The organism is Planctomonas psychrotolerans (genome assembly GCF_008642235.1).
GTDB lineage: Bacteria > Actinomycetota > Actinomycetes > Actinomycetales > Microbacteriaceae > Planctomonas > Planctomonas psychrotolerans.
Genome location: NZ_SJEV01000002.1, coordinates 121,355 through 145,951, shown reverse-complemented (window position 1 = coordinate 145,951; position 24,597 = coordinate 121,355). Strand labels below are relative to the sequence as shown.

Below are 24,597 nucleotides of genomic sequence, written 5' to 3'. Positions count from 1 at the left end.
TCGGATCAGAACGGTCGGATCAGAACAGGGGCCAGGGCACCGCGGGCATCTCGCCGCGCGGAGCCGGGAATCGCCCCTCCGACCGCAGACGGTCGCATCGTCCCGCGAGGGCGGCGATCTCCCGGTCGCTGATCAACGCGGAGAGCGCTGTGCCGAGATCCGCGGCCAACCCCTCGCGCACCCGGCCCACCCCCTCGAGCTCCTCTGCGGTGAGGGGCTCGCCCAACCAGCCCCACAGCACGGTGCGCAACTTGTGCTCCACGTGGAAGGTGAGGCCGTGGTCAACACCGTGCCGGTGCCCGTTCGGCATGGGCAGCACGTGGGCGCCCTTCCGGTCGGCGTTGTTCACGACCACATCGAAGACCGCCATGCGGCGGAGTGCCGGAGTGTCCTCGTGGATGAGGGCGACCAGGCGGTCCTCCTCGTCGCTGCCGTCGAAGACGTGGCGCCAGCCCTCGTCGGGCACGGCATCCACCGGCACCAGATCCACCGCGTCCTGCTCGGGGTCGAACTCCTGCCAGAGCTGCACCATCCCCACGCCGAGAGGTCCGTCTCGCAGCCACGTCCGTGGAACCACGTCCCAGCCGAACGCCTCGGACACGAGGTACGCGGCGGCCTCACGGCTGGCGAGGTCGCCATCGGGGAAGTCCCACAGGGGGCGCTCACCCGCGACGGGCTTGTAGACGACCACCGTGTCCCCGATGCGTCCCACGAACGTGGCATTGGAGGCCGTCGTGATGCGACCCACCAGCTCGAGCTCGCCGGTCGTCAGGTCGCCGTCGGCGTCCGTCATCCGACGTCGCCGGACAACGGGCAGGTGTGGCCGTCCGGATCCATGGGGTCGCCGCACCGCGGGCAGAGCGGTCGACCCGATCCGACCACCTCGAGCGTGCGCTTCGCGAACGCTCGAGCGGTGCCGACCGGCATTCGCACCCGCAGCACCTCAGCGGGACCATCGTCATCGTCGTCACCCAGATAGTCCGTGTCGTCGTCATCGTCGACTATCGGGTACGCCTCGACCACGACCTGCGCGGTGGACGGATCCCAGCCGAGGCTCATGGCACCGGTGCGGAACTGCGTGTCGAGCGGCTGTTCGAGCGGGTCGTTGTCAACGAGTTCGACCGGTGTCGTGGCCGGGATGCTGAACGCGTTGCTCTCGTTGGTCATGAGCTCGTTGAGGATCTCGTCGATCTTCACCGCAAGAACGGCCGACTGCTCCTTCTCGAGGGCGACGCTGATGATCTGGGCCCGGTTGCGCACCTGCAGGTAGAACGCACGAGACCCGGGCGAGCCGACGGTGCCGACGACGACCCGGTCGGGCCAGGAGAAATCATGGACGATGGTGGGCATGATTCCAGTCTAGGAACGCGGTGGAACCGGTGCCTGAGTGCCCGCCCCGCCGCCGACGGGCGCGTCGCCCGTGCTCGGCGCGGCTCGGAGCCAGGACAGGTCGCCGGAGTCGGTGTTGGTGGCGTGAACATTGGGCCGGCCGGCGCCGTACCGCACGATCGAGACCGACGCGGGACCCACGGTGATGCGCTGGAACAGGTCGAGGTGCATGCCGAGCGCGTCGGCCAGGATCGACTTGATGATGTCGCCGTGGCTCACCGCCGCCCAGACCGCTCCCGGCCCGTGCTCGGCCTCAAAAACCGCGTCGTGCCGCCGGATCGCGGCGACCGACCGGGCCTGCATGGTCGCGAGCGACTCACCGCCCGGGAACACCGCCGCGGAGGGCTGGGATTGCACCACCGACCACAGGCTCTCCTTCGCCAGTTCGGCGAGGGTGCGTCCCTGCCACTCGCCGTAATCGCACTCGGTTATTCCGTTCTCGATCGGCGTCACCGGCACGCCCTGCGCATCGTGATCCTGCCGGTCGAGGATGAATCGCGACGTCTGACGGCAGCGTTCGAGCGGGCTCGACACCACGCCGACCAGCGGCACGGCAGCGAGCCGCTCGGCGGTGTGCGCGGCCTGGTCGCGACCGACCTTGTCGAGCCGCACTCCCGCCGCTCGGCCCGCCAGCACGCCGGTGGCATTGGCGGTGGTACGTCCGTGTCGCACGAGCAGAACTGTGGCCATGCCGACAAGCCTAGACACCGGGTAGGGATGACTCCGCATGTTAAGGATCCTTGACATCCGGTGTAGAGGATCCTTAACATCATTCCTATGGGACCCCGGATCACCGACACCAACGGGACGAGTCCGGTGCGGGAGCGCCGCCGAGAACGGCGCCTGACCCAGGCCGAGCTGGCCGACCAGGTGGGCGTCAGCAGGCACACGATCATGGCCGTCGAGCAGGGCGACTACGCCCCCTCGGTGTACCTCGCGCTGCGCATCGCCCGGGTACTGGGCGGAACCGTCGAGGAGCTCTTTTCGAACGAGACAGGAGACGAGAAGTGACGAACAAGCGGAACAGGTTGGACCGGGTAGCGGAGCGGGTCATGGACCTCGACAGCCCGGCATACGGCGACGAACGGGAACGCGCCGTGTTCATGGAATCCAACGCCTTCGGCCTCACGACCGGGCTCTACTTCGGCCTCGCGGCTGCGCTCGTCGCCGCCGCCTTCGGGCACGTGCTCCTCCCGGTCCTGTTGCTCGCCACGACGATCGTTCCCTCAATGGCAGCCTCCTGGTACGCGAAGCGGCGGCAGGTGAACATGAGGCGGCTCGCCGAGGATGCCGGTGCGCGATCGACGCTCGTGGGGATCATCGTCTTCGGAGCCGCGATGGTGCTCACGTTCGCCGCGATGACCTACACGGTCTTCTCCGGCCAGCCCCTGCTGTCCACGCCGTCGTTCGAGGTGGTTCCGGGGGACGGATTCTTCGGCGGGATGGCGCAGGGAGCGGTGATCGGGGGAATGCTCGGCGGACTCGCCGCGATCGTCGGAGGTGTGCACAGCTACCGGCGGGCGAACCTCCGCCGTGGAACGACCTGATGGGGCGGTAGGTTGCTCTTCAGTCGGGATGCCGGCGCGAGCAGACTGGGGTGGTGAGCGGAACAGCCCCCTGGGTACTGCACGTGGACCTCGACCAGTTCATCGCCGCCGTCGAGGTGCTGCGGCATCCGGAACTCGCGGGCAGACCGGTGATCGTCGGCGGTCGTGGCGATCCGACCGAACGCGCGGTGGTGTCCACCGCCTCGTACGAGGCGCGGGCGTTCGGCGTCGGCTCCGGGATGCCGCTCCGCATCGCGGCTCGGAAGGTGCCGGATGCGGTGCTGCTTCCGGTCGACGCGGAGGCGTACACCGCCGCATCCGACGAGGTGATGGCGACGCTTCGCGCCCGACCGGGGGCGACGGTGCAGGTGCTCGGCTGGGACGAAGCGTTCCTCGGCATCCGGACCGACGATCCCGAGGCGTACGCCAGGGAAGTGCAACGGGCGGTGGTCGAGGCGACGCAGTTGCACTGCAGCGTCGGCATCGGCGACACGCTCGTCCGGGCGAAGGTGGCGACCGGCTTCGGCAAGCCGGCAGGCGTGTTCCGGCTGACCGCCGACAACTGGCTGGACGTGATGGGGCCACGGCCGACCATCGACCTCTGGGGCGTCGGCACCAAGATCTCCCGTCGGCTGGCGTCGCTGGGCATCACCACCGTGGCCGAACTCGCGGCGGTCGATCCGCAGACTCTGGTACCGGAGTTCGGACCGAAGATGGGGCCATGGTACGCGGAGCTGGGCCGGGGTGACGGCGCTCGCGAGGTGGACGCCACGCCCTGGGTGGCCCGAGGCCACAGCCGCGAGACGACCTTCCAGCAGAACCTCACCGAGGCGAGCGAGGTGGAGGAGGCGGTGCGCGACCTCGTCGACCGCGTGCTGGAGGATGTGACGGCGGAGGGGCGTCCGGTCATCGGTCTCACGCTCAAGGTGCGGTACGCCCCGTTTCTCACCAAGACCTTCGCCCGGAAGATCCCGCAAACCGCCGACCGGGACGAGGTGCTGGCCCAGGCTCTGGCCCTCGTCGGCAAGCTCGACCCCGACCGGCAGATCCGGCTCCTCGGCTTCCGGGCCGAGATGACCATGCCCGACGACGCGCGCATCGGGCACACGCCCACCCGCGGCGGGTGGTGACCGCACGTCACGGGCACGTCACAGGTTGCGCAGAGCCGTGATCGCGTCGTCCGATGCGTCGCCGAACGGCTCGAGGATCAGGTCGATCGCCCCGCGTTCGATCTCGGGCGCCAGCTGCCGGGCGGCCGTGCCGCTGTGCGCGGTGACCGCGATGGGGGCGGTCGCCCCGTGGCGTCGTAGCGAGCCGGCGAGCACCTTGTTGGTGTCGGGGTCGGCGATGGTGCTGACGATCCAGCGCGCGGATGCGAGCGGCAGCGTCTCCGGGAACTGCGGGTTGTCCGCGTCGCCGTACCGCAGGGCGACGAGGGAGTGCAGGCCGGCGTTGCGGAGCTCGAGCCGGGCGTACGGGTCCCAGTCGATCACGAGCACCGTGTGGCCGGCATCGGTGAACTGCTCGATCAGGCGCCGACCGAAACGGCCGTTGCCGAACAGGATGACGTCGAACCGCTCACCGTCCGGGGGCGGCACGTCATGGGGCCGCCGTCGTTCGAACACGCCGAGCACGGGGCTGAGCAGGTCGAAGAGTTGCTTCGAGTACAGGATCAGATAGGTCGAGCCGCCGATCGTGATCATCCCGACCAACGTGACGAGTCCGACGGTGTCGGCGTCGAGATGCCCGAGGTCACGTCCGAGCGCCACGAGGATGAGGGAGAACTCGCTGATCTGCGCCACGGCCAGGCCCGCGAGGAACGACACGCGCTTCGGGTAGCCCATCACGCCCATGATGACGAGCACGATCAGCGGGTTCCCGATGAGCACGAACAGGGAGAACGCGATCGCCGCCGGCACCTGGCTTCCCACGGCGGAGAAGTCCAGTTGCGATCCGAGCACGATGAAGAAGAACAGCAGGAGGAAGTCGCGGAGCCCGGTGAGCGACGACGCGATCGACTCCCGGAAGCGAGTGGATGCCAGAGCGAATCCCGCGAGGAAGGCGCCCACCTCCACCGAGAAGCCGAGCCACTCCGTGAGGGCCGCCACCGAGACGGCCCAGGCCACGCTGCACACGATGAGCAGTTCCTGCGACGTGGCGACGAGCTCGAGTGCCCGGGGGAGTACCCACTTCATCATCGCGGACATGCCGACGATCAGACCCGTGCCGCCGAGCACAATCACCCACACCGAGTCGAGACCCGTGCCGCCGCGCTCTCCACCCAGGCTCGACAGTGCGATCATCACGATGATGACGACGACGTCCTGCACGATCAGGAAACCCAGGGCGATGCGCCCGTGGAGCTCCTCGAGTTCCCGTTTGTCGGAGAGCAGCTTGACGATGATGATGGTGGAGGAGAAGGTGAGCGCCACCGCCACATACAGCGCCTCGATGGCGGGCATCCCGAACCACAACGCCAGGCCGTAGCCGACGAGCGAGGTGAACACCACCTGCCCGAGCCCGGTGATCAGGGCCACGCCCCCGATGCTCCGCACGAGATGCAGGTCGAGCTTCAGACCCACCAGGAACAACAGGATCGCGATGCCGATCTCGGCGAGCAGGTCGAGCTCGCCCGCGTCCTCGACCCAGCCGAGGAAGGACGGGCCCACCAGGATGCCGACCAGGATGAAGGCGACGATCAGCGGTTGGCGTGCGCGGTTGGCCGCGAAGGCCACGAGAGCGGCCACCGCCAGGACGGCCGCTGTCGTTCCGAACGGATCCATGGCCGTCGCGGCTAGAGCCGGAGTTCCGTTTCGCCTCTCGAGTGCGAACCATCCGCCGATCCGAGCGAGAACTGCGCACGTGGGGAGATGAACAGGAGCTCGACGCCCTCGGCGTGCGTCAACGGCACGAGGTCGGACTCGTTCTTCTTGAGCACGGCCAGCGCCCGCGTGAGGAAGGCCTCCGCCATCTCCGTGGTGACCCGGTACGAATGGCCGTCATAGGCGATCGTCACCGTCGACGGCACGGCAGGGATTCGGGCCGCGGGAACCCCGGCCGCCGAGGGTGCCGCCCCCGTGCTGCTGGTATCCATCCGTCCGCTCCCTCGGCCCCGACCGCCGGTGACGTTCTAGTCCCTCACCGTTCTCATTCTCGCGGAGTTCGGCACCGATGTGCAGGCCCAAAGTCCTTCGATTCTGGTTGCAGTGGGCGATGAACGAGTGCCTCGCGGCCATCGGCATCCATTCCGCCGAGAATCGCGCTCGGGCTCTCGACATCGGGGAACGCCTCGGAGTGCTGAAGGACTATCCCACCCCGCCGGGGTGCACGTCGCCCTATGCGCCCATCTGGATCACCGAGATCGTCCGTCGCCGATCGACCACTCAACGGCCTGCCGGTGCGGCGAGTGCAGGGGCGGTGGGTGCACCGCTGAGCGCTTCGACCGCCAGTTCCGCGAGGCGGTGGTCCCGGTGCTCTTCGTGAGCGGTGATGGTCACCACGGCGTTCCGGGTCTCGTCGATGATGACGTACTGGCCGTACCGGCCGTCGAGGCGCCAACAGTCGCCCGGTCCCTCCCAGACGGTCATGCCGTACCGGGCGAAAGGAGCGCCGCCTCCGGTCTCGACCCAGGTGCCGTGCATCCGCGCGATCCACGCGGAGTCGACCAGCTGTCGGCCCTCCCACCGGCCCCCGTCCCGCAGCACCCGCCCGATGCGCGCGAGTTCGCCGGTGCGCAACTCGAGTCCGCTTCCGGCCATGATGTGCCCGCGCGGGCACCGGTGCCATTGAGGATTGTGGATGCTCAACGGGTCGAACAGCCGTGGCAGCAACCAGTCCCGCACGTCGCCTACCACGGACGCGAGCATCCGCATCGCCACGTAGGTGCTGGCGTCGGAGTATTGGAACACGGTCCCCGGCCCTCGGCTCGGTCGGCGCATCATTTCCTGCGCGAGGTCCGGCCACGGCACGGGTTCGTCGGCGAACCAGGCGAAGTCGATGCCGCTCGACATCGTCAGCAGGTTCTGAAGAGTGACCGCGTCGGCTCCCGGGCCGAATGACAGAGCGGGCAGGAGTTCCTTCGCCGTCGAGTCGAGGGAGATGAGCCCCTCACCGATGGCCATGCCCGTGGCGAGCGCGCACACGCCCTTCGACACGGAGTAGATGTTCTCGCGGTCGTCGCTTCGCCATCGGTGCTGCGCCTCGTCATCGCCGATGGAGACGTGCACTCCGTAAATGCCGAGCTGTTCGGCATTCACGGCATCCACGAACCGATGCAGCACGGATGACGCGTCGCTCATGCTCTCAGTGTCCCGTACCCACGTCACTGCAGGCGTGGCTTGTCGCCGTGATCCAGTTCGCACGTCGCGATGACCACCCGGAGTTCGCTCCGACCGGCGGGCGCCATGTCCACCAGTGCGAGCTGTCCGAGCGTGTACCGGTTGCCCGAGTTCGCCCGTGCCGTGGAGGTGACGGTGACGTGCGGCCGGTAGCCGGCCAGCGCGAACTGAGGAACGTCGATCGCGATGTCCGCGTGCAGCGCGAGAGCAACGAGAAGGTCTGCGTGGAGGCGATGGAGTGACGGCGCGTTCGTGATGAGGTCGACAAGGATGGTGAAGTCGGGTCCGAACAACGCTGCCTCGCCGATGGTGACCGACACCGGTCTCCGACGGCGAGCGACCGATCGCACGGCGCGGATCACGTCCGCGCGATCCGCAGGCGTCGAAAAGTTGGGCACGACCGTTTACATGAAGTGGCCAGTCGTCGACGGAGAATCCGTCGCCCGCGCACAACGGTTCAAGCGGAAGAACGACGACGTAGCGCGGCACGGCACAACCGTAGGGCAACGAATCACCCGCGACTCTCGATGCGCGTACCTACGCCCACGGAGCGAGTGCGGCACGCACCGCTTCGCCGATCCCTTCAGCGTGCCGCCCGCACCGATCCACCAGTACTGCCGACATGCCCGCACTCTCCGCTCCGGCGACATCGTGTTCGGCGTGGTCTCCCACGAAGAGGCACTCGGCGGGTGGGATGCCCATGTGGTCCGCCAGCGCGGAAAAGGCTCCGACGTCGGGCTTCGCGAGGCCGATCCGTTCCGAGGTGCACACGACGTTGACGAGGTCATACAGACCCGTGACGCGGAGCTTGTCGACCTGTTGCTCGTGCGATCCGTTGGTCAGGATGCCGGTGCGGTATCCGTCCCGTCGGAGCGCTCGCAGAAGGGTGGCGCTGTCATCGAACGGTCGCCATGCGTCTCGGTACGCGTGCGCGTATTGCTCGAACAGCGCATCAAGTGAATCGGGATCGTCGGGGACTGCTGCCCCAAGCGGAGGCAACACGATGAGCAGTCGGCGGCGACGCTGCTCGCGGAAGCTGATCGACCCCGCACGCCACAGCTCGAACTGTTCCTCTTCGGCCGTGAACCAGGAGCGACGCGCCTCATCGGACGGCGCGATACCCAAAGACCGGAAGAAGCCATCAATGCCGATCCGTGCCGAACCTCGGTGATCGAACAGGGTGCCGTCGAGATCGAATCCGACTCCGCGAATCATCCTCATGGTCCTATCCCAACTCTTCACCTACGGAATAAGGTGAGCGACATGATCGGCGCCGTGAACCCACTACTGCCGGCGGACTACGACATCGCCTGGACTGCCACCGCCATCGTGCCCCTCGTTCTTATGGTGTTCGCGATCGTGTCGATCAGCCGGCTTCTGGCGGCGTTCACGCCCGCGCTCGTACTGGGGTGGACACTACTGGTCGTACTGGTGCCCGTCATCGGTCCCCTCGCGTGGTTTCTCATCGGACGGCGCAGTGTTCTCGCCGATCGCTGGTCGCACCGCGTCCCATGATTGAGCCGAGGCAACTCACCCACGGCCCAACAGCGCCCACTCCCTATGCGCTAGCCGACGGCTCGCGGCGGGTCTGCTTGCCCGCATCTCGGCCATTCTCCGCCTCGAACACGCTCCGCTCTCTCCCGTAACGGCGCAGCCGGACGATGCCGGCTCCGACGAGCACGATCGCCATGACGACCTGTGCCCAGTTCCAGCCCGATTGCGTCCCAACGCCGAGGGCAGCAGCGGAAATACGAACGAAAGCGATCCAAACACGATGAGCGCGACGCCCTCGTGGCGGATGCGGTCGAGCGCGAATCGACTTTGGATCAGGGATGCCATGGTGGCGACCATACCGCGTCCGGTGGACGGCCGAATCCGGCCGGCGAAGACGGAGGCGAGGCGTTTCCGCCCGCGCGTTCCGGCGCTCAGCGCCGGGCGGACGGTTGCACGCCGGGATCGGGCGACGTCCTCGCAAGAGGTCCGGCCAGCCACAACTCGACCTCCCGGCGAGAGCGCAGCCGCACGATGACGAGGTCCGGATGCGCGGCTTCGAGCGCGGGCACGGCATGCCTGTACTTCCGCCTCGTGCTGATCGCCCACCGCACGATGTGCTCGGGGTCGGAGAAGAAGGTGCGGAGCGGGCGCTCGACGTTGCCGTTCCACAACTCCTCGTTTCGCCACCGGCGCCGCAGAGTGCGGAGAACGACGCGGGGAAGTGTGGTGCGGAAGAAGGGGACGTCGAGCCACACGAGCATGTCCGCCCGTGCGGCAAGCAGGGGACGCGCCGACCCGTACTGCCATTCGGTGGTCCAGGTCTCAGCCGCACTCATCTCGCGCACATCATCGAGAAAGCCGGCCCGCGGTGTCCAGTCGGCACCATGGAAGAGGGCGTCGATCTCGGTGTGCGGCGCGTCGACCGCCTCGGCGATCCGAGCGGCCAGAGTCGTCTTTCCCGACCCGGACACACCTGCCACGAGGATGCGCCGCGGCCTGCCGGGTAACGGGTCGTCGAAGCGGAGCATGGGAACGAGTGTAGGCAGCGGCATCGTGTTGGACCGGCCGCCGAAGCGCTGAGGAGTGCTCAGTGATCAGCTGCACTCGGGGACGACGCGTCCCCTGAAGGGACGGAAAGACTCGGGACCAGCTCTCGTAGGTTCCGCATCCGGGCCGGAAACTCGGAGGGCACATCCCCGGGAAGATCATCGACCGAGAACCACCGCACGTCCTCGCTCTCATCGCTGGAGGAAACGGCGGTGTCCGTGGAAACGACCGCGACGAATCCGATGTCCCAGTGCACCGCGCAGGTGAAGCCGCCGTGCAGCTCGTGACGGTCGAGATCGGCGATCCGCTCGGACAGCAGCTCGAGCCCACCGATGCCCGACTCCTCCCGGGCCTCCCGCCGAGCAGCCTCGGCCACCGTCGCGTCACGCTCCTCGATGTGTCCGCCGAACTGCACCCAGAAGCGTCCCTTCCGGTGGAAGCACAGCAGCACCTGCCTCAGGTCGGGGGAGAACACGAAACACGACGCCGTGACATGCTCGTCGCCCAAGCTCCGGCGGTGAGCGGCACCGCCGCGCGCGGACACGAACGCCAGGTAGTCCTCGCGGAGGGGCGATACGGGCGCATTCTCGAGGGCGGCGACGAGGTCTTCGGTTCGCATGCCTCCAGTCTGAGCGGTCGACGGGACGAACGGCACACGGGCGGGCGAGACGGGAGCGGTGTGGCGGCAGTCCGGACGGATAAGCGCCGTCCGGCCCTCCCCGCACGCGCCTCCCCGCATAGTGGAGGGATGCAGATCTACTCCGCGTCCCCTCTCGTTCGTGCTCGGCAGGCGACGTCAGACGTCCTGGCTCTTGCCGCCATCGCGCTGTTCACCGCCCTGGGTGTCGCGACGTCGACCCTGGTGTCGGCTCTCGCCGACTTGGGCAAAGGCATCGAGGTCGCGGGCGAGGGCTTCCGCAGCACCATGACGGACGCGGCGTCCAGCATCGACGACATCCCCCTCGTCGGTCGCGGCGCGAGTGCGCCCTTCGACGACGCGAGTCGCGCGGGGGCGGCACTCGTCGCCGCCGGGCAGGAGCAGCAACAACTCGTGGCCGACCTCGCCCTCATCGCGGGCGTGCTCGTCGCGGTCGTGCCGATCGCGCTCATCGTGCGGTTCTGGTTGCGCAATCGCGTGCGTTTCGTACGCAGGGCGACGGCGGCTCGCGCCCTCGCCGCCTCCACGGGCGGTATGCACCTCCTCGCGCTCCGGGCGCTTTCCACCGGTCGGGATGCCGACCTCCTCGGCATCAGCGCCGATCCGGTGGGGGACTGGCGCCGCGGTGACGCCCCCGTCGTGCAGCGCCTCGCCGATCTCGAGTTGCGTTCCGCCGGGGTCAGTCGCCCGGGAACGGCTCAGGCGGGCGCCGCGCCCGGTCGCCGAGCGAGATAGAGCCACGACCGACCCGGCGCATAGGCGAGGTCGCGCACCTCCACCAGCTCGAGCCCCGCATGCACGATCGAGTCTTCGATCGCTGCACGGGAACGGAACCGCAGAGTCGAGGTGGATTCGATCCGCTCTCCATCGGCGTGGAAGATCGTGGGGGAGTCGAACGTCACGAATTCGCCGTCGACGCTGGTCACCTGCACCCAGTCCTCGACGTCGCCGACCCCGGGTACCGACACGACCTGCCCGCTGGCCTCTTTCGTCCAGCCCTCCCAAGCGCGCACCTCCGGTCGCCTCGCCTCGAAGATGAGCGTCCCACCGGGACGCAGTGCGTGTGAGATCGCGACGAGAGTCGCGGCCCAGTCGTCATCGTCCAGAAAGACCTGCGCAACGTTGGCGGTCATCGTCGCCGCATCCACCTGCAGGGCAGGAAGGTCCTCGGCGGTGCCGACGATCCAGGTGACCGCGTCGGCACCGGGCTTGCCGCGTGCCACCGCCACGGACGCACGGGCAGGATCGACCCCCACGACGGCGATCCCGCGTCCGGCGAGCAGCACTCCGAACGTGCCGGTGCCGCATCCCACATCGAGCAGGGTCCGCGCGCCGAGCTCGTCGACGATGATGCGGGCGTACTCGTCGAGATCGGTGCGGTCGGGGTCGAGCGGATCGTAGACGGCCGCCACTCTCGGGTGGTCGAAGATGGCGTCGGGCACGACCTCAGTCTCCCGCATACGGCGAGCCGACCTCAGCCCTTCACCGCCCCCGCCGTGAGGCCCTGCACGATCCACCGGCTGGCGAAGGCGAACAGAACCATGGTCGGGATGACCGTGAGCACCGCAGCGGCGGACATCGGTCCCCAGTCGATGTTGAAGCTGCTGATGAAGCCGTTGATCGCCGTGGGGATGGTCTTGTTCGAGTCGCGGTTCATGAGCGTGACCGAGAGGAACAGCTCGTTCCAGCAGTTGACGAAGTTGAAGATGAACGCCGCGACGATCCCGGGCTTCATGACGGGCACGAGGATGCGGAACAGTGCGCCGATCCTCGAGCAGCCGTCGATCATGGCGGCTTCCTCGAGCGCGTCGGGGACGTTGGCGAAGAAGCCGCGCAACATGATCGTGCTGAAGGGGATGCACACGGCAATGTAGATGAGGATCAAGCCGAAGCGGTTGTCGACGAGGTCCAACTGCGTCATCAGCAGGTAGAGCGGCCCGAGCGCGATGAACGACGGGATCATCTGCGTGACGAAGAAGGCGGTCATCAGGGCGCCCTTGGAGCGGAACTCGAACCGGGAGAGAACGTAGCCGGACAGCAGGGCGATCAGCGTTGCCACGGTGGCGGCAACGGTGCTGACGATGATGCTGTTCAGCACGTACACGCCGAACTGGGACTTCGCGAACAGTCCGATGTAGTTCTCGAGGGAGAACTCGGTGGGCCAGTAGGTGAGGGGCCGGCTGAAGATCGAGCCGGGGGCCTTGAAGGAGGTGACGGTGATCCAGTAGAGCGGGAACAGGGTGATCAGCAGCCACAGGCCGAGGAACCCGAAGCGGACGATTCGGGCCGATCGCGTTTCGGTGTCGATCATCGGGTTTTCGACCCTTTCTCCCGCATGGCGAGGAGGTAGAAGACGGTGAACACGAGCAGCACCGCGATGACGATCAGACCGAGTGCGGAGGCACGACCGTAGTCACCGCGCTGCGTGGTCTGGATCATCCACGTGGTGACGATGTGCGTGCGGTCGGCGGGGCCGCCTCCGGTCATGCCGTAGATGATGTCGGGGAAGTTGAAGATCCAGATCACCCGCAGCAGCACCGTGAGGGCGAGGGTCACGCTGATGTACGGGATCACGATCGAGAACAGAGTGCGCGCGCGGCCGGCGCCGTCGAGGGCGGCCGCTTCGAGCATCTCGTCGGGGACGGACTGCAGGGCGGCGAGGATCATGATCGCGAAGAAGGTCACTCCGTACCAGATGTTGGCGATGAGCACCGCGACCATGGCCGTCGCCGGATCGGCGAGCCAGTTGATGGGCTGATCGATCAGCCCCGTCTTCGCCAGCAGATCGTTGATGACGCCGAACTCGCTGTTGAACATCCAGCGGAACAGGATGCCGATGAGGAACCCGGAGATCGCCCACGGGAAGAACACGAGAGCCTGGTAGACGCCCCGGAAGCGGAACCGGCGGCGGAGCCAGAGGGCGAGCGCGAATCCGATGACGAACTGGGGGACCAGCGAGGCGACGACCCACACCACCGAGTTGCGCAGCACCGTGTAGAAGACGGGATCCGCGAGGATGTCCCGGAAGTTGCCGAGTCCGACCCAGGAGGTGTCGGTGAGGTTGTTCAGGTTGTAGTTGCGGAACGCCATCTGCCCGCCCGCGAACAGCGGGTAGTAGATGAACACGGCGACGAAGATGAGGGCCGGCGCCATGAACGCCAGCAGGCCGAGTCCCTTGCGTACGGTGAAGATGCGACGTTGCGACGAGCCGAGCGTGCCACCCGGCCCGCCCGAGCGCCCGCCCCCGACGGGGCGGGGTGGGGGCGCGGACGCCCCCGCCCCGCCGGGTCCCGCCGCGGGGGCGATGCGGGTGTCGCCTACGCTCATTCGGCCCACTTCTCCATCCAGTACTCGTCCCAGCTGGCGAGCAGTTCTTCGCTGGTCATGTCGCCGACGAGCACGCGCTGCACCTCGGAGTCGGCCTTCTGCGTCCACTCGGTCCACCACTCGACCGAGCGGGGCTGGATCACGGAGATGTACGTGTCGGGGTTCTCCGTCATGGTGACGTAGCTGGCCCAGGCGCCGGTGCTGTAGAACTCGTCCTCGGCGGCACTGGTCAGGATCGGCACGAGGCTGTTCTCCTTGGTGAACCGGGTCGATGCGTCCCCGGAGGAGAGGAACTTGATCAGCTCGGCCGCCTCCTCCTTGTGCTCACTGGACTCGGCGGTGCCCCATCCGGACGTCGCGACGGCCTGCACGGCCTTACCGGTCGGGCCCTTCACGAGGGGCGCCGTGTCCCACTGGTCCTCGGTGATGGCCGTCGAGCTTCCGATGGCACTGATGACCTCGGGGTCCTGCAGCAGGAACGCGGTCGATCCGTTGGAGAAGCCTTCGACCATCTCCGGGTAGCCCCACGCGACGCTCGACGGCGGCGAAGCCTTCGCGAAGAGCTCGAAGTACATGTCCGCGGCGTCCTGCGCCTCGGGGGCGGAGAAGATCGACGAGCCGTCGGTCAGCTTGAATCCGTTCGAGGTGTCGATGTCGTCGGCCACGTACGCCTCGATCGCCGTGGCGAGGTTGCCGTTCCCGTTGGTGCCCCCGCGGAACGCGTAGCCGTAGTTGCCGTCACCGGACTCCTGGATCGCTGTCGCCTGCTCGAGCATCTCCGCCCAGGTCTCGGGCGGCCCATCGAAGCCGGCGGCCTCGACCAGATCCGTGCGGTAGAAGACGCTCAGACCGTAGAAGCCGTACGGGATGTAATAGGTCTGGCCATCGTCGTTGGTCGCGTAGTCGACCGCGTTGGCCGTCATGTCCTCCCATCCCTCCCAGCCGTCGAGGACCTCGGTCATGTCGCTGATCCAGCCGTTCGCGCTGAACGGTCCGACGGTGATGTCGCGCACCTCGAGCACGTCGATTCCGTTGCCGGCCTGCAGCATCTGCTGGATCTTCTGGTCTGCCTGGTCGGTGGGCGGAGAGATCAGCTCGACGGTGACGCCGGGGTTCTCCGTCTCGAAGTCGGCGAGCAACTCCTTGAGCAGCGCGGTCCGGGTCGGGTTGGTCAGGCTCTCGACCATCTGCAGGCGCACGTCGCCGTCACCGCCTCCGGATGAGCTCGAGCAGCCGGAGGCGAGCAGCATGGTGGCAAGGCCGACACTGACGGCGGTGGTCATTCTGGTGATCTTCACGGGGTTCCTTCGAGTGGGGACGGGGGCGGGACGGTGACGTTCATGGTTCTCATGAGGCTTGTGCCCAGTTCCAGAGGACGGGCACGCAGCGCTCGGCGAAGTCCTCGTAGTCGGCCGGGGTGTTGTACGCGTGGGTCGAGAGGCGGAGGTAGCCGATGCCGTCGAACGCCGTGAAGGCGCACTCGACGCCCAGATCCTGCAGCACACGATCGCGGAGGTCGTTCCCGGCGCCGTGCCCGATGGACAGGGGCGCGGGCAGGCGCACGAGCCGGAGCGCGCCCACGGGCATGCCCACGTCGACGCGATGGTCCTCGCCGGTGAAGGCGCTGAACGCGTCGGCGATCACGTCGACCGCGTAGTCGGCGAGGTCGGACATGTAGGCGCGGACGGTGTCCCATCCCCAGGTGTCCTCGACGAAGGCGAGTGACGTGGGTGCGGCGAGCCAGCTGGTGAGATCGAGCGTGCCCTGATTGTCGAACCGCTCCGGGAACGGGTCGGTGGCACCCCACGAGTCGATCAGCGGATTCAACTCCGGCACGAGTGGGCCGCGCGCGACGAGCACTCCGGTGCCGCGGGGCGCGCAGCTGAACTTGTGCAGGTTGCCGACCCAGAAGTCTGCTTCGAGATCGCGAAGCGGGTCGGCGAGCAGTCCCGGTGCGTGGGCGGCGTCCACGAGCACCGGCACACCGCGCTCGTGCGCCGCGCGCGAGAGGGCCGCGACCGGGAACTGGCGGGCGGTGGGCGAGGTGACCTGGTCGACGACGATGAGCGCCGTGCGGTCGGTGATGCCGTCGGTGAGCGCGGCGAGTGACGCGTCCGCATCGGCGTCCAGCGGCACGGCGACGGTTCGCACCGTTCCGCCCCACCGGCGGGCGAGGCGCTCGGCGCCCATGGTGACTGCACCGTAACCGTGGTCGGTGACGAGGATCTCGGCACCGTGGCCTACGGGCAGGCTGGAGTAGACGACGCTCGCACCGGCGCTGGCGTTAGGGACGAACGCCGTGTCTGCAGAATCGGTTCCGAGGAACGCGGCGGCGTGCTGGCGTGCGTCGGCGATGACGTGCGGCAGGGCCGGGAACCACGCCACCGGTGCCGCCTCCATGAGGACCCGGAGCCGCTGTTGCTCGGCCTGCGCGACTCGGGGAACAGCACCGAAGGAGCCGTGGTTGAGATGCCCGAGCGTCGGGTCCAGAGTCCACGCGTCGGCGGCGGGAGCGCCGTCATCGAGCAGCAGCGGTGCCGGTGCGCTGACCGTGCCGCCCGTGCCGCCGACCGCGTCGGCCGACCGCCCCATGGTGGTTCGCGTAACCGTCACTCGCATCCGCCCTTTCGTGTTCCGCACTGAACGCTACAAAGTCATCAGACGACTTAGGTTTCGCCGATGTTACTACGGGAATAATTCGGATGACAAGAGCGATCCTGTCCGATGACTTACGGGGCTAGAAACGCGCCGCGTCGGTAAGCTGTCATCAGCCGGGAGAAGGGTCGCCATGTCCGCAGTCGAGGAGGCATTCCACGGCCTGCGCCGCATGATCAGCTCGGGGCGCCTCGGGCCCGGACAGCGCTTCCCACCCGAGGCCGACCTCTGTGCCGAACTCGGGGTGTCGCGCAGTTCCCTCCGTGAGGCCGTGCGGATGCTCTCGGCGTTGGGTGCCGCGGAGTCGCGGCACGGGTCGGGGGTGTACGTCTCGGCGTTGCGTCCCGAAGACATCATCGGGAGCCTCGCGCTCACCGTCGATTTGCTTCCCCTGTCCGGTCTGCTCGACATGTACGAGTTGCGCCGTGTGCTCGAGTCGCACGCGGCGGCTCAGGCGGCGGCGCGGTCCACCGATGACATCAATGATCGGCTGGATGCGCTTCTCGATGCGCTGGAGGCGTGCGATGACATCGAGGAGTCGGCGCAGCTCGACTCGGAGTTCCACGAGACCATCGCAACCGCGAGCGGCAACCCGACGATGGTGGCGCTCCTCGGCGTCTTCCGCGCCCGCAGCCGTTCCTACCAGATGTTCGGGATGCCGGACGGCAGGTCCATCAAGCGCACGAGCGATCAGGCGCACCGGTCTATCGCACATGCGATCCGGGTGCACGACCCCGTGGCCGCGTCATCCGCTGCCGCCTCGCACGTGGCGCAGACCGAGACCTGGTTGAGGTTCTACCGACCGCAGCCGACCGGCGGTTCGCACTCCACCATCGGCGACGGCTCCGGTGGCGATGTGGATGACGGCAACGTCGACGGCGGCAGCTCCGAAGCGTCAGGAGCCGTCGGATCCTGAGTACCGCGGATCCGTCCGGAGATGGATGAGACCCGCTTCCGTGCTCCGGAATCCGCACGCATCGAAGTAGAACGGTGCGAGGTCGGGTGTGAAGTCCACGTGCAGCCACTCGCATCCGGCGTCCGCTGCAGCCGCCGCCGCGCGGTGCACCAGCTCCCGGCCGATACCGGAATGCTGGTGGTCGCCCCGCGTTTTCGTGTCGATGAGGAACGCGTGATCACCACCGTCCCAGGCGACGTTCACGAAGCCCACCAGCAGGCGGTGCGTGTCGCGCGCGCCGACCCAGCCGAGGCTGTGGCGCGAGATCCGCGGCCACCATCCTGGGCTGGGTGAGCCGCCGTGCGACAGGACGAGATCGCACATCTCCTCGTCGGCGATGGGGTCGCGCCAGCGGTAGGTGATCTTTGCGGCCGCGGGGGGCTTCACGGAACGTCACCGCCGGTCCGGTCATTCGAGGGAGCGGCTCGGCCGTGACTGCGACGCGCCTTCGATGGAGGCCCGTCGAGGTCGGGACGGCCCGGAACCGGGGCGCGGAGACCGTCCCTCACTATCGTGATGAAGACGATGACGACCGCCACGTAACCCGCCACACTGAAAAGCGCGGGGGAATAGCCCCATATCAGTGCGCCGATGTTCCCCATAAGGCAGACGAGGAGCACGCCGAGAAGCACCCATCGGCCGACCGATATCCGTTTCCACCACGTCACTCGATCAGTATGCCGCCGAGAAGCGCGGCGGCCATTCTCCAGCGGCTGCTCCGACGCCGGTGTGGCGAGAGGGAGAGCTGCTGTCCGTGGTCACCCCTACGATCAGTACATGTGGCGAAGGCGGGCATCGGCGGTCGGGGTGTCGTACCTCGCTGTTGCTCGTCGCATGCGGTACCCCGAGCGCTCCGCCGGTGGCCGGAACCCTCCATTCGTCCGTGACTGCCGAGGCCCAGTCGCCTGCTGCGCAGAGTATCCGCGAGGAGCCCGTTCCGGACGGCGTTGTCGCAACAGGCTCATTCACCTCGACCGACGGATCTACGAAGGGAGCGGTTGATGTTGTCATCACGGCTGATCTCGGCGAGTTCGCTGTGCGCGAGTTCGCAACGACACAGGAGCGGCTCGGCGTCCGGGCTCCGTTCGGTCGTTCAGCGACAGAGCCGTGTGTGGGCGGCGGTGGATTCGCGTTCCCGGACATCGTCGCAGGTACGCCGAGCGGTCCACTCATCATGCCCCTCTCGTTCGGTCGTGGCGACCCGACGTTCATCACCGAGATCGTTCTGACCACGCCGGCGGCACCGGATGATGCGCAGAGCTGTATCGACCGGGTCACCGCTCGTGCCCCGATCGAGTGAACTTTCGGCCCGCTGCGTCCGTTCCTCGATCCATTGATCGACGCGGGCAGCGGCGGAGGAGCGAACGGGCAGGTCGTCACCGACGAAGCAGGCCGCCCGGTCGCCTACACCGTGGCACCGGGCGATCTGCTCGCCGAAGTCGCCGGACGGTTCGGAATGTACTCCGATGATCTGTTTCACCTCAATCCCGCACGATCTCCTTCGCCCGAGGATCCAGTGCTGTATGTGGGCGAGGCGCTCAACCTCGATCTGCGGAAGCGATGAGCGGCTTCGCCACCGCTGATGGCTACCGCTGAACGAGCACCTGCGAGTTGGTTCCGTCGGTGATCACGAGGTTGCCTGCGGGACCGGCGCCGCGACGGCAGCCGAAGAGCCCGCCGGTGGCGTGTGACGCCGACCGACGGGCTCTGCGGCATGAGTTGGTTCTACTCGTCGAGGTCGACCGAGCCGTCGATGGTGTTCGCGTCGATGTAGGGCATTCCTTCCCATTCGGAGAAGGCATCGTCGTCGAGGTCGACTCCCATGCTCTCCTCCGCGTCGGTGATGATGAAGTTCTCCTCCGCCGTGCCGGTGACCCTCACGTCCGCATCCGGTTCCACGTTGGTTGCCGATCCGTCGTGCAGCACCAGGAGCTCGGTGACGGAGGTGTCGTCAGCCGCAGCGAGAGTGAATGCTTCCGGACTGACCACGTCGTTGACCACCGCCGTCACCGACACGATCCCCCCGAGATAGACCGCGTCGAAATCGTCGTAGAAGGCTTGGTCGTACACGCCGTCGTACTCGAACTCGGAACCGTTCCCCGACTCGTCCGCATCAACGGCTTCGTCCGTGGGTTCTTCGACGGGCTCCTCCTCGTCGAGTTCCTGTACGTCCTCGACGTCGGCGCTGTCCTCGGCACCGGCGGTGTTGCAGCCGGTCAGTCCCAGGGCGAGCACGGGTGCCGCGCCGAGCACGGCGGCGCGGGTGATCCGGGTGTACTTCTTCTTCTCGGGATGCGTGATGGTGTTCATGTGAGCTGTCTCGAATTCTCTCGTCTGCGAAACCGGCGGCACGACGGCTTCGCCCAACAGAGCTGTGTGCGCCGCATTTCCACGGTAGGTAGCTCGCTCGGGTGACACTGCGGCTTGTGACCGGACTGCAACGGTCCAGCTCGAACACACCTCGCCGCGACCGCGTCGTTACACAGGTGGCGCTTGGACAACAGTCCCGGTCAGACACCGATTCAAACTCGCCGGGCCTGAGAGTTCCGTGTGACTCCCGCATCGGTCATCCGCTCGGTGGTAGTGGTCCGAAGGCGGCTGGAATCACCGGTGAAGCGTCAGCCTCACGGCGAGTACGATCCGAGTGTGCAGGCGTCGTCCTCTGTGCTGGTACGCGTCGCGACGCAGCGAGACGTCGACGCATTGGCGTCCGCCTTGGCCGCCGCGTTCCAGACCGATCCGGTGGTCTCCTGGCTCGTCCCGCGGGACGACGAGCGGGAGCGCCGGATGCCCGCCGTCTTCCGGATGCTCGCCCGGCGCTTCCACGTGGTGCACGGTCACTGTTACGTCGCCGACCTCCATGGCCGCACGGTCGGCGGCGCGATGTGGGACCCGCCGGAACGATGGAAGTCGAGTAGAGCCAGTGAGGTGCGTGCGCTTCCCGAACTGATCCGCGTGATGGGCGGCGCCACTGTGCGCAGCCTGACCATGACGACCGCATACGAGAGGGCGCATCCGGAGGAACCGCACTTCTATCTCTCCGATCTGGGGACCCGTCCGGAGCTGCAGGGGAGAGGCGTGGGGACGGCCCTCATGCGGAAGGCCCTCGCCGAGGTCGACGGTCGCGGCATGCCGGCGTACCTCGAGTCGAGCTCGGAGGCCAACGTTCCCTTCTACGAGCGCTTCGGCTTCGGCACCGTCGGCGAAATACGGCTGCCGAACGGCCCGGTGGTGCCGACGATGTGGCGGCCCGCCCGGTCGTGAGTGGCGCGGGCGCACAAAAGAGGGCCGGCCCGGGCTTCTCAGCCCGAACCGACCCTCTTCTCGGCTCCACATTTCTGGAGAGCCACTGTCTCAACACAGTGTGCGCGAAGGGGGACTTGAACCCCCACGCCCTATACGGGCACTAGCACCTCAAGCTAGCGCGTCTGCCATTTCCGCCATCCGCGCGCATCCGATTTCACCTTGCGGATCAACCGACAACCGAGATTAGCACGAAACTCCGACCCCCTTCGCTCGCTCGCCCTCGTCGCGGCGACCGAGCGGATCAGCCGCGCGCACCACCGGCCGGATGCGCCATCCGGAGCGGGTAGCGTGAAGGAATGAGCGATGCGCAGGAGCCCACGGAACTCGACCTCACGGCGGAGATCGCCCGCGACCTGATCCGGTTCGACACCACGAACTACGGCGAGGGCCGGTCGAACGGGGAGACCGAGGCGGCCGAATACGTGGAGGCGCACCTGCGTCGGCTCGGCCTCGAACCGCAGATGTTCGAGGCGGCGCCCGGCCGCACCAGCGTGGTCGCGCGCGTCCCCGGCCGCAATTCGAGCAAGCCCGCGCTCGTGGTGCACGGTCACCTCGACGTGGTGCCGGCCGACCCGGCCAACTGGTCTGTCGACCCCTTCGGCGGCGTCATCAAGGACGGCCTGCTCTGGGGCCGCGGCGCGGTCGACATGAAGAACATGGACGCGATGATCCTCGCGTCGGTCGACGACATCCTCACCTCAGGCCGGCAGCCGGAACGCGAGCTCGTGCTCGGCTTCCTCGCCGACGAGGAGGCGGGCGGCATCGAGGGCTCGCACTACCTGGTGGAGAACCACCCTGAGCTGTTCGACGGCGCGACCGAGGCCATCAGCGAGGTCGGCGGCTACTCGATCGACCTCGACGGCCAGCGCGCCTACCTGTTGCAGACGGGGGAGAAGGCGCTCGTCTGGGTGCGGCTCATCGCCCGCGGCACGGCAGGCCACGGTTCGCAGGTGAACCGCGACAACGCCGTCACCCGCCTCGCCGGCGCGATCGCCCGCATCGGCAGCCAGGAGTGGCCCGTGCACCTCACCGACACCACTCGCTCGCTGCTCGACCGCGTGGCCGCCATCATCGGCATGGATGCGAAGCAGCTCGCCCCCGACGAGATCGCCATCGCCACCGGCACGGCCGCCAAGTTCATCCAGGCGACGCTGCGCACCACCACCAACCCCACGCTGCTGAAGGCCGGGTACAAGCACAACGTCATTCCCGACACGGCGGAGGCGCTCGTCGACATCCGGGTGCTTCCGGGTGAGGAGGATGCCGTGCTCGAGCGGGTGCGCGAACTCGCGGGAGACGGCGTCGAGGTCGTGGTGGTGCACCAGGACGTGGGGCTCGAGAATCCCTTCGGTGGACCGCTCGTCGAGGCCATGGTGCAGAAGCTCAAGCATCACGACCCCGAGGCGGAGGTGCTGCCCTACCTTCTCTCCGGCGGCACCGACAACAAGGCGCTCAGCCTGATCGGCATCACCGGCTACGGCTTCGCACCGCTGCAACTGCCCGCGAGCCTCGACTTCCCATCGATGTTCCACGGTGTGGACGAGCGGGTGCCGCTCGACGCATTAGTCTTTGGCAGGCGGGTGTTGACTGACCTGCTGCTCGACTACTGATCGCTCCAGCGGTCACCGAAGCTGGAGTGTTCATTGGGTTTTATTGAGGCGATCATCCTCGGCCTGGTACAGGGTCTCACCGAGTTCCTCCCCATCTCTTCCAGCGCACACCTCCGAGTCACCGGACTCTTCTTCGAAGGGGCGACCGACCCCGGCGCCACCTTCACCGCGATCACCCAGATCGGGACCGAGGCCGCGGTGCTCCTCTACTTCCGCAAGACCATTGTGCGCATCATCGCCCGCTGGTTCGGCTCGCTCCGCGGCTCCGTGCCGAAGAACGATCCGGATGCGCGCATGGGCTGGCTCATCATCCTCGGCAGCCTGCCCATCGGCGTGCTCGGCTTCGTCTTCCAGGACATCATCCGCGACACGTTCCGCTCGCTCTGGCTGATCGCCATCGTGCTGATCGTCTTCGGGATCCTCCTGGGCATCGCAGACCGGCTGGGACGGCGCACGCGCGACCTCGAGCACCTCACCGTCGGACACGGCGTCGTCTACGGATTCGCGCAGGCGCTCGCACTCATCCCCGGCGTCTCCCGGTCCGGTGCCACCACCACGGCCGGCCTCTTCATGGGCTACTCGCGACCGGCCGCGGCGGAGTACGCGTTCCTGCTCGCCGTGCCCGCCGTCTTCGGCAGCGGCTTCTACGAGCTGCTGCAGAGCTTCGACGAGACCGGGGTGTACGGCCCGCTGGAGACGCTGGTCGCCACCGTCGTGGCGTTCGGCGTGGGTCTCGCCGTCATCGCGTTCCTCATGAACTACATCAAGACGAAGAGCTTCCTGCCCTTCGTCATCTACCGCATCCTGCTCGGCGGAGTGCTGCTCGTGCTGCTCGCCACCGGCGTCATCGCCGCATAGGAGAACCGCATGCACTCGTGGGCATCCCTTCCCGTTCCCTCCCTTCCGGGCGCCAGCACGCCGCCGCTCGTGTTCGACACGGCGGCGCAGCGTCTGTCGCTCGCCGAGTGCTCGGGCGATAACAAGGCGGGCGTGTACGTGTGCGGCATCACGCCGTACGACGCCACGCATCTCGGCCACGCCGCCACCTACATCGCGTTCGATACGCTGCAGCGCGTGTGGCGTGACGCCGGATACGATGTGCGCTACGTGCAGAACGTCACCGACATCGACGATCCGCTCCTCGAGCGCGCCACCGCCACCGGCGTCGACTGGCGCGACCTCGCCGCCGAGCAGACGCAGCTGTTCCGCGACGACATGGAGAGCCTGCGGGTGCTGCCGCCCGACGAGTTCATCGCCGTCAGCGAGGTGATCGACGAGATCGCGGATGCCGTGGAGCAGCTCGTCGACACGGGGTACGCCTACTCCGTGCCCGCACCGAGCGCCGTCGACCCGGATGCGGCGGACGTGTACTTCGACATCGCGCGGGCCGAATCCGGCACTCCCTGGCGCCTCGGCCAGGAGAGCAACTACGACGCCGACACGATGCTGCGCTTCTTCGCCGAGCGCGGCGGAGACCCCGACCGCGAGGGCAAGCGCAACCGCCTCGACCCGCTGCTGTGGCTGGCGGCCCGACCGGGCGAGCCGTCGTGGCCCAGCCGTGTCGGCAGCGGTCGCCCCGGCTGGCACGTCGAGTGCTCCGTCATCGCGTTGCGTCACCTCGGCGACGCCGTCACCGTGCAGGGCGGGGGCTCCGACCTGATCTTCCCCCACCACGAGATGTCGGCCGGGCACGCCTCCGCCCTCACCGGCAAGCACTTCGCCTGCATCTACTCGCACACCGGCATGGTGGCGTATCAGGGCGAGAAGATGAGCAAGTCGCTCGGCAATCTCGTGCTGGTATCGCGCCTGCGGGAGCGCGGAGTCGATCCCCGCGCCATCCGACTCGCCGTGCTCGCGCACCACTACCGGTCGGACTGGGAGTGGACGGATGCGGTGCTCGATGAGGCCATCGCCCGCCTCGCCCGCTGGCAGTCCCTCACGGGGTCGGCGGGCGACGGCGCCGACGGTGCGCTCGGCGCGTATGTCGCCGATGGTGACGCATCCGACCTGCTCGCAGCGGTGCGCAAGCACCTCGGCTTCGATCTCGACACGCCGTCCGCCCTCGATGCGATCGACGACTGGGTGGCGGCGCACCCCGGCACGGCTGCGCCCGTCGCGGTCGACCTCATCGACGCCCTCCTCGGCATCGACCTCGCTCGCTGACCCCGCCCCGCACGAACCCCACCCCAATCCCACCCTCCGTCCCGGCACGTGCCCTCCACTCCCGGTAGGTGATGCGTCGCGGGCCGCGAGTGAGAAACGCGTGCCGCGA

29 protein-coding genes, 1 tRNA gene and 1 pseudogene are annotated in these 24,597 nt (G+C 67.8%); 13 read left to right on the top strand and 18 right to left on the bottom strand.

Translation table 11 applies throughout. From position 1 onward, the window contains the following. Positions 1 to 19: 19 nt before the first annotated feature. The 3 genes from EY822_RS14020 to EY822_RS14010 are packed head-to-tail and all read right to left on the bottom strand — an operon-like array spanning position 20 to position 2,079. Positions 20 to 793 (bottom strand): SCO1664 family protein, encoded by a 774-nt coding sequence (locus EY822_RS14020; protein WP_150309077.1) that lies wholly within the window; start codon positions 791 to 793, stop codon positions 20 to 22. Continuing rightward, positions 790 to 1,350, bottom strand: a complete 561-nt coding sequence (locus EY822_RS14015; RefSeq protein WP_150309076.1) for a DUF3090 domain-containing protein — start codon at positions 1,348 to 1,350, stop codon at positions 790 to 792. Before EY822_RS14015 ends, EY822_RS14020 begins: the two co-directional genes overlap by 4 nt. A gap of 9 nt (positions 1,351 to 1,359) precedes the next feature. Further along, positions 1,360 to 2,079, bottom strand: a complete 720-nt coding sequence (locus EY822_RS14010) for a histidine phosphatase family protein (RefSeq protein ID WP_150309075.1) — start codon at positions 2,077 to 2,079, stop codon at positions 1,360 to 1,362. An 87-nt stretch (positions 2,080 to 2,166) separates the two neighbouring features. Between EY822_RS14010 and EY822_RS14005 the strand changes: the two genes are divergently transcribed. From EY822_RS14005 to EY822_RS13995, 3 genes are read left to right on the top strand one after another with little or no spacing between them, the layout of a single operon-like run. Continuing rightward, positions 2,167 to 2,400, top strand: a complete 234-nt coding sequence (locus tag EY822_RS14005; protein WP_150309074.1) for a helix-turn-helix transcriptional regulator — start codon at positions 2,167 to 2,169, stop codon at positions 2,398 to 2,400. Next, the gene (locus EY822_RS14000; protein ID WP_150309073.1) at positions 2,397 to 2,936 is read left to right on the top strand and encodes a hypothetical protein; all 540 of its coding nucleotides are present in this window, start codon (positions 2,397 to 2,399) and stop codon (positions 2,934 to 2,936) included. The genes EY822_RS14005 and EY822_RS14000 overlap by 4 nt, the downstream gene beginning before the upstream one ends. 53 nt (positions 2,937 to 2,989) lie before the next feature. Next, entirely contained in the window at positions 2,990 to 4,066 is a 1,077-nt protein-coding gene (locus tag EY822_RS13995) for a DNA polymerase IV (RefSeq protein WP_150309072.1), read from the top strand. Between the two features lie 18 nt (positions 4,067 to 4,084). On the opposite strand, the gene EY822_RS13990 is transcribed toward EY822_RS13995, so the two are convergent. Both EY822_RS13990 and EY822_RS13985 read right to left on the bottom strand, forming a co-directional pair. Further along, positions 4,085 to 5,719: a cation:proton antiporter gene (locus EY822_RS13990; RefSeq protein WP_150309071.1), complete on the bottom strand. Its 1,635-nt coding sequence runs from the start codon at positions 5,717 to 5,719 to the stop codon at positions 4,085 to 4,087. Between the two features lie 11 nt (positions 5,720 to 5,730). After that, positions 5,731 to 6,030: a hypothetical protein gene (locus EY822_RS13985; protein ID WP_150309070.1), complete on the bottom strand. Its 300-nt coding sequence runs from the start codon at positions 6,028 to 6,030 to the stop codon at positions 5,731 to 5,733. Between the two features lie 107 nt (positions 6,031 to 6,137). On the opposite strand from EY822_RS13985, the pseudogene EY822_RS13980 reads away from it, so the two are divergent. Further along, positions 6,138 to 6,314, top strand: a pseudogene (locus tag EY822_RS13980) (DNA alkylation repair protein); the annotation flags it as partial. Between the two features lie 5 nt (positions 6,315 to 6,319). On the opposite strand, the gene EY822_RS13975 reads toward EY822_RS13980, so the two are convergent. The 3 genes from EY822_RS13975 to EY822_RS13965 all read right to left on the bottom strand — a co-directional run bounded on the left by EY822_RS13975 (position 6,320) and on the right by EY822_RS13965 (position 8,494). Then, entirely contained in the window at positions 6,320 to 7,234 is a 915-nt protein-coding gene (locus tag EY822_RS13975) for a serine hydrolase domain-containing protein (RefSeq protein WP_150309069.1), read from the bottom strand. Positions 7,235 to 7,257: 23 nt separating this feature from the next. Beyond that, positions 7,258 to 7,671, bottom strand: coding sequence for a 2'-5' RNA ligase family protein (locus EY822_RS13970; protein ID WP_150309068.1), 414 nt, complete (start codon positions 7,669 to 7,671; stop codon positions 7,258 to 7,260). A gap of 139 nt (positions 7,672 to 7,810) precedes the next feature. After that, positions 7,811 to 8,494 carry an HAD family hydrolase gene (locus EY822_RS13965; RefSeq protein WP_150309067.1) on the bottom strand — a complete coding sequence of 228 codons (684 nt, stop codon included), beginning with the start codon at positions 8,492 to 8,494 and terminating at the stop codon, positions 7,811 to 7,813. Between the two features lie 42 nt (positions 8,495 to 8,536). On the opposite strand from EY822_RS13965, the gene EY822_RS13960 reads away from it, so the two are divergent. Further along, the gene (locus EY822_RS13960) at positions 8,537 to 8,788 is read left to right on the top strand and encodes a PLDc N-terminal domain-containing protein (RefSeq protein ID WP_227497362.1); all 252 of its coding nucleotides are present in this window, start codon (positions 8,537 to 8,539) and stop codon (positions 8,786 to 8,788) included. A 410-nt stretch (positions 8,789 to 9,198) separates the two neighbouring features. On the opposite strand, the gene EY822_RS13955 is transcribed toward EY822_RS13960, so the two are convergent. Both EY822_RS13955 and EY822_RS13950 read right to left on the bottom strand, forming a co-directional pair. After that, on the bottom strand, positions 9,199 to 9,795 hold the full coding sequence (locus EY822_RS13955; protein ID WP_150309066.1) for a P-loop NTPase family protein: 597 nt from the start codon (positions 9,793 to 9,795) through the stop codon (positions 9,199 to 9,201). Positions 9,796 to 9,854: 59 nt separating this feature from the next. Beyond that, positions 9,855 to 10,433: an NUDIX hydrolase gene (locus EY822_RS13950; RefSeq protein WP_150309065.1), complete on the bottom strand. Its 579-nt coding sequence runs from the start codon at positions 10,431 to 10,433 to the stop codon at positions 9,855 to 9,857. Positions 10,434 to 10,562: 129 nt separating this feature from the next. Here EY822_RS13950 and EY822_RS13945 point away from each other — a divergent pair, with 129 nt between their 5' ends. Further along, positions 10,563 to 11,207, top strand: coding sequence for a hypothetical protein (locus EY822_RS13945; protein WP_150309064.1), 645 nt, complete (start codon positions 10,563 to 10,565; stop codon positions 11,205 to 11,207). Here EY822_RS13945 and EY822_RS13940 read toward each other — a convergent pair. The 5 genes from EY822_RS13940 to EY822_RS13920 are packed head-to-tail and all read right to left on the bottom strand — an operon-like array spanning position 11,171 to position 16,412. Next, the gene (locus EY822_RS13940; protein WP_150309063.1) at positions 11,171 to 11,914 is read right to left on the bottom strand and encodes a class I SAM-dependent methyltransferase; all 744 of its coding nucleotides are present in this window, start codon (positions 11,912 to 11,914) and stop codon (positions 11,171 to 11,173) included. The genes EY822_RS13945 and EY822_RS13940 overlap by 37 nt on opposite strands. Positions 11,915 to 11,946: 32 nt before the next feature. Next, a complete protein-coding gene (locus tag EY822_RS13935; protein WP_150309062.1) occupies positions 11,947 to 12,783 on the bottom strand; it encodes a carbohydrate ABC transporter permease in 837 nt (278 codons plus the stop codon). Beyond that, on the bottom strand, positions 12,780 to 13,799 hold the full coding sequence (locus EY822_RS13930) for a carbohydrate ABC transporter permease (protein ID WP_150309061.1): 1,020 nt from the start codon (positions 13,797 to 13,799) through the stop codon (positions 12,780 to 12,782). The genes EY822_RS13935 and EY822_RS13930 overlap by 4 nt, the downstream gene beginning before the upstream one ends. Next, entirely contained in the window at positions 13,796 to 15,097 is a 1,302-nt protein-coding gene (locus EY822_RS13925; protein WP_227497361.1) for an ABC transporter substrate-binding protein, read from the bottom strand. The genes EY822_RS13930 and EY822_RS13925 overlap by 4 nt, the downstream gene beginning before the upstream one ends. 49 nt (positions 15,098 to 15,146) lie before the next feature. Next, on the bottom strand, positions 15,147 to 16,412 hold the full coding sequence (locus EY822_RS13920; protein WP_227497360.1) for an aminotransferase class V-fold PLP-dependent enzyme: 1,266 nt from the start codon (positions 16,410 to 16,412) through the stop codon (positions 15,147 to 15,149). Between the two features lie 175 nt (positions 16,413 to 16,587). Between EY822_RS13920 and EY822_RS13915 the strand changes: the two genes are divergently transcribed. After that, on the top strand, positions 16,588 to 17,370 hold the full coding sequence (locus EY822_RS13915) for a FadR/GntR family transcriptional regulator (protein ID WP_150309060.1): 783 nt from the start codon (positions 16,588 to 16,590) through the stop codon (positions 17,368 to 17,370). Here the strand turns inward: EY822_RS13915 and EY822_RS13910 are convergent. Next, complete coding sequence (locus EY822_RS13910) at positions 17,350 to 17,796, bottom strand: GNAT family N-acetyltransferase (RefSeq protein WP_227497359.1); 447 nt, start codon at positions 17,794 to 17,796, stop codon at positions 17,350 to 17,352. The two genes, EY822_RS13915 and EY822_RS13910, sit on opposite strands and share 21 nt — an antisense overlap. Before the next feature lie 496 nt (positions 17,797 to 18,292). Here EY822_RS13910 and EY822_RS13905 point away from each other — a divergent pair, with 496 nt between their 5' ends. Both EY822_RS13905 and EY822_RS13900 read left to right on the top strand, forming a co-directional pair. After that, a complete protein-coding gene (locus tag EY822_RS13905) occupies positions 18,293 to 18,709 on the top strand; it encodes a hypothetical protein (RefSeq protein ID WP_150309059.1) in 417 nt (138 codons plus the stop codon). A gap of 33 nt (positions 18,710 to 18,742) precedes the next feature. Then, on the top strand, positions 18,743 to 18,973 hold the full coding sequence (locus EY822_RS13900; protein WP_227497358.1) for a LysM peptidoglycan-binding domain-containing protein: 231 nt from the start codon (positions 18,743 to 18,745) through the stop codon (positions 18,971 to 18,973). A gap of 161 nt (positions 18,974 to 19,134) precedes the next feature. Here EY822_RS13900 and EY822_RS13895 read toward each other — a convergent pair whose 3' ends face one another. Then, positions 19,135 to 19,719 carry a hypothetical protein gene (locus tag EY822_RS13895; RefSeq protein WP_150309057.1) on the bottom strand — a complete coding sequence of 195 codons (585 nt, stop codon included), beginning with the start codon at positions 19,717 to 19,719 and terminating at the stop codon, positions 19,135 to 19,137. Positions 19,720 to 20,055: 336 nt separating this feature from the next. Between EY822_RS13895 and EY822_RS13890 the strand changes: the two genes are divergently transcribed. Then, positions 20,056 to 20,673 (top strand): GNAT family N-acetyltransferase, encoded by a 618-nt coding sequence (locus tag EY822_RS13890; RefSeq protein WP_150309056.1) that lies wholly within the window; start codon positions 20,056 to 20,058, stop codon positions 20,671 to 20,673. Between the two features lie 101 nt (positions 20,674 to 20,774). Here EY822_RS13890 and EY822_RS13885 read toward each other — a convergent pair. After that, positions 20,775 to 20,859: transfer RNA gene (locus EY822_RS13885), tRNA-Leu, on the bottom strand. A gap of 152 nt (positions 20,860 to 21,011) precedes the next feature. Between EY822_RS13885 and EY822_RS13880 the strand changes: the two genes are divergently transcribed. The 3 genes from EY822_RS13880 to mshC are packed head-to-tail and all read left to right on the top strand — an operon-like array spanning position 21,012 to position 24,488. Further along, positions 21,012 to 22,325, top strand: coding sequence for a M20/M25/M40 family metallo-hydrolase (locus EY822_RS13880; RefSeq protein WP_150309055.1), 1,314 nt, complete (start codon positions 21,012 to 21,014; stop codon positions 22,323 to 22,325). Between the two features lie 33 nt (positions 22,326 to 22,358). Next, positions 22,359 to 23,183, top strand: coding sequence for an undecaprenyl-diphosphate phosphatase (locus EY822_RS13875; RefSeq protein ID WP_150309054.1), 825 nt, complete (start codon positions 22,359 to 22,361; stop codon positions 23,181 to 23,183). A 9-nt stretch (positions 23,184 to 23,192) separates the two neighbouring features. Further along, positions 23,193 to 24,488: a cysteine--1-D-myo-inosityl 2-amino-2-deoxy-alpha-D-glucopyranoside ligase gene (gene mshC, locus EY822_RS13870; RefSeq protein ID WP_150309053.1), complete on the top strand. Its 1,296-nt coding sequence runs from the start codon at positions 23,193 to 23,195 to the stop codon at positions 24,486 to 24,488. Positions 24,489 to 24,597 lie beyond the last annotated feature (109 nt).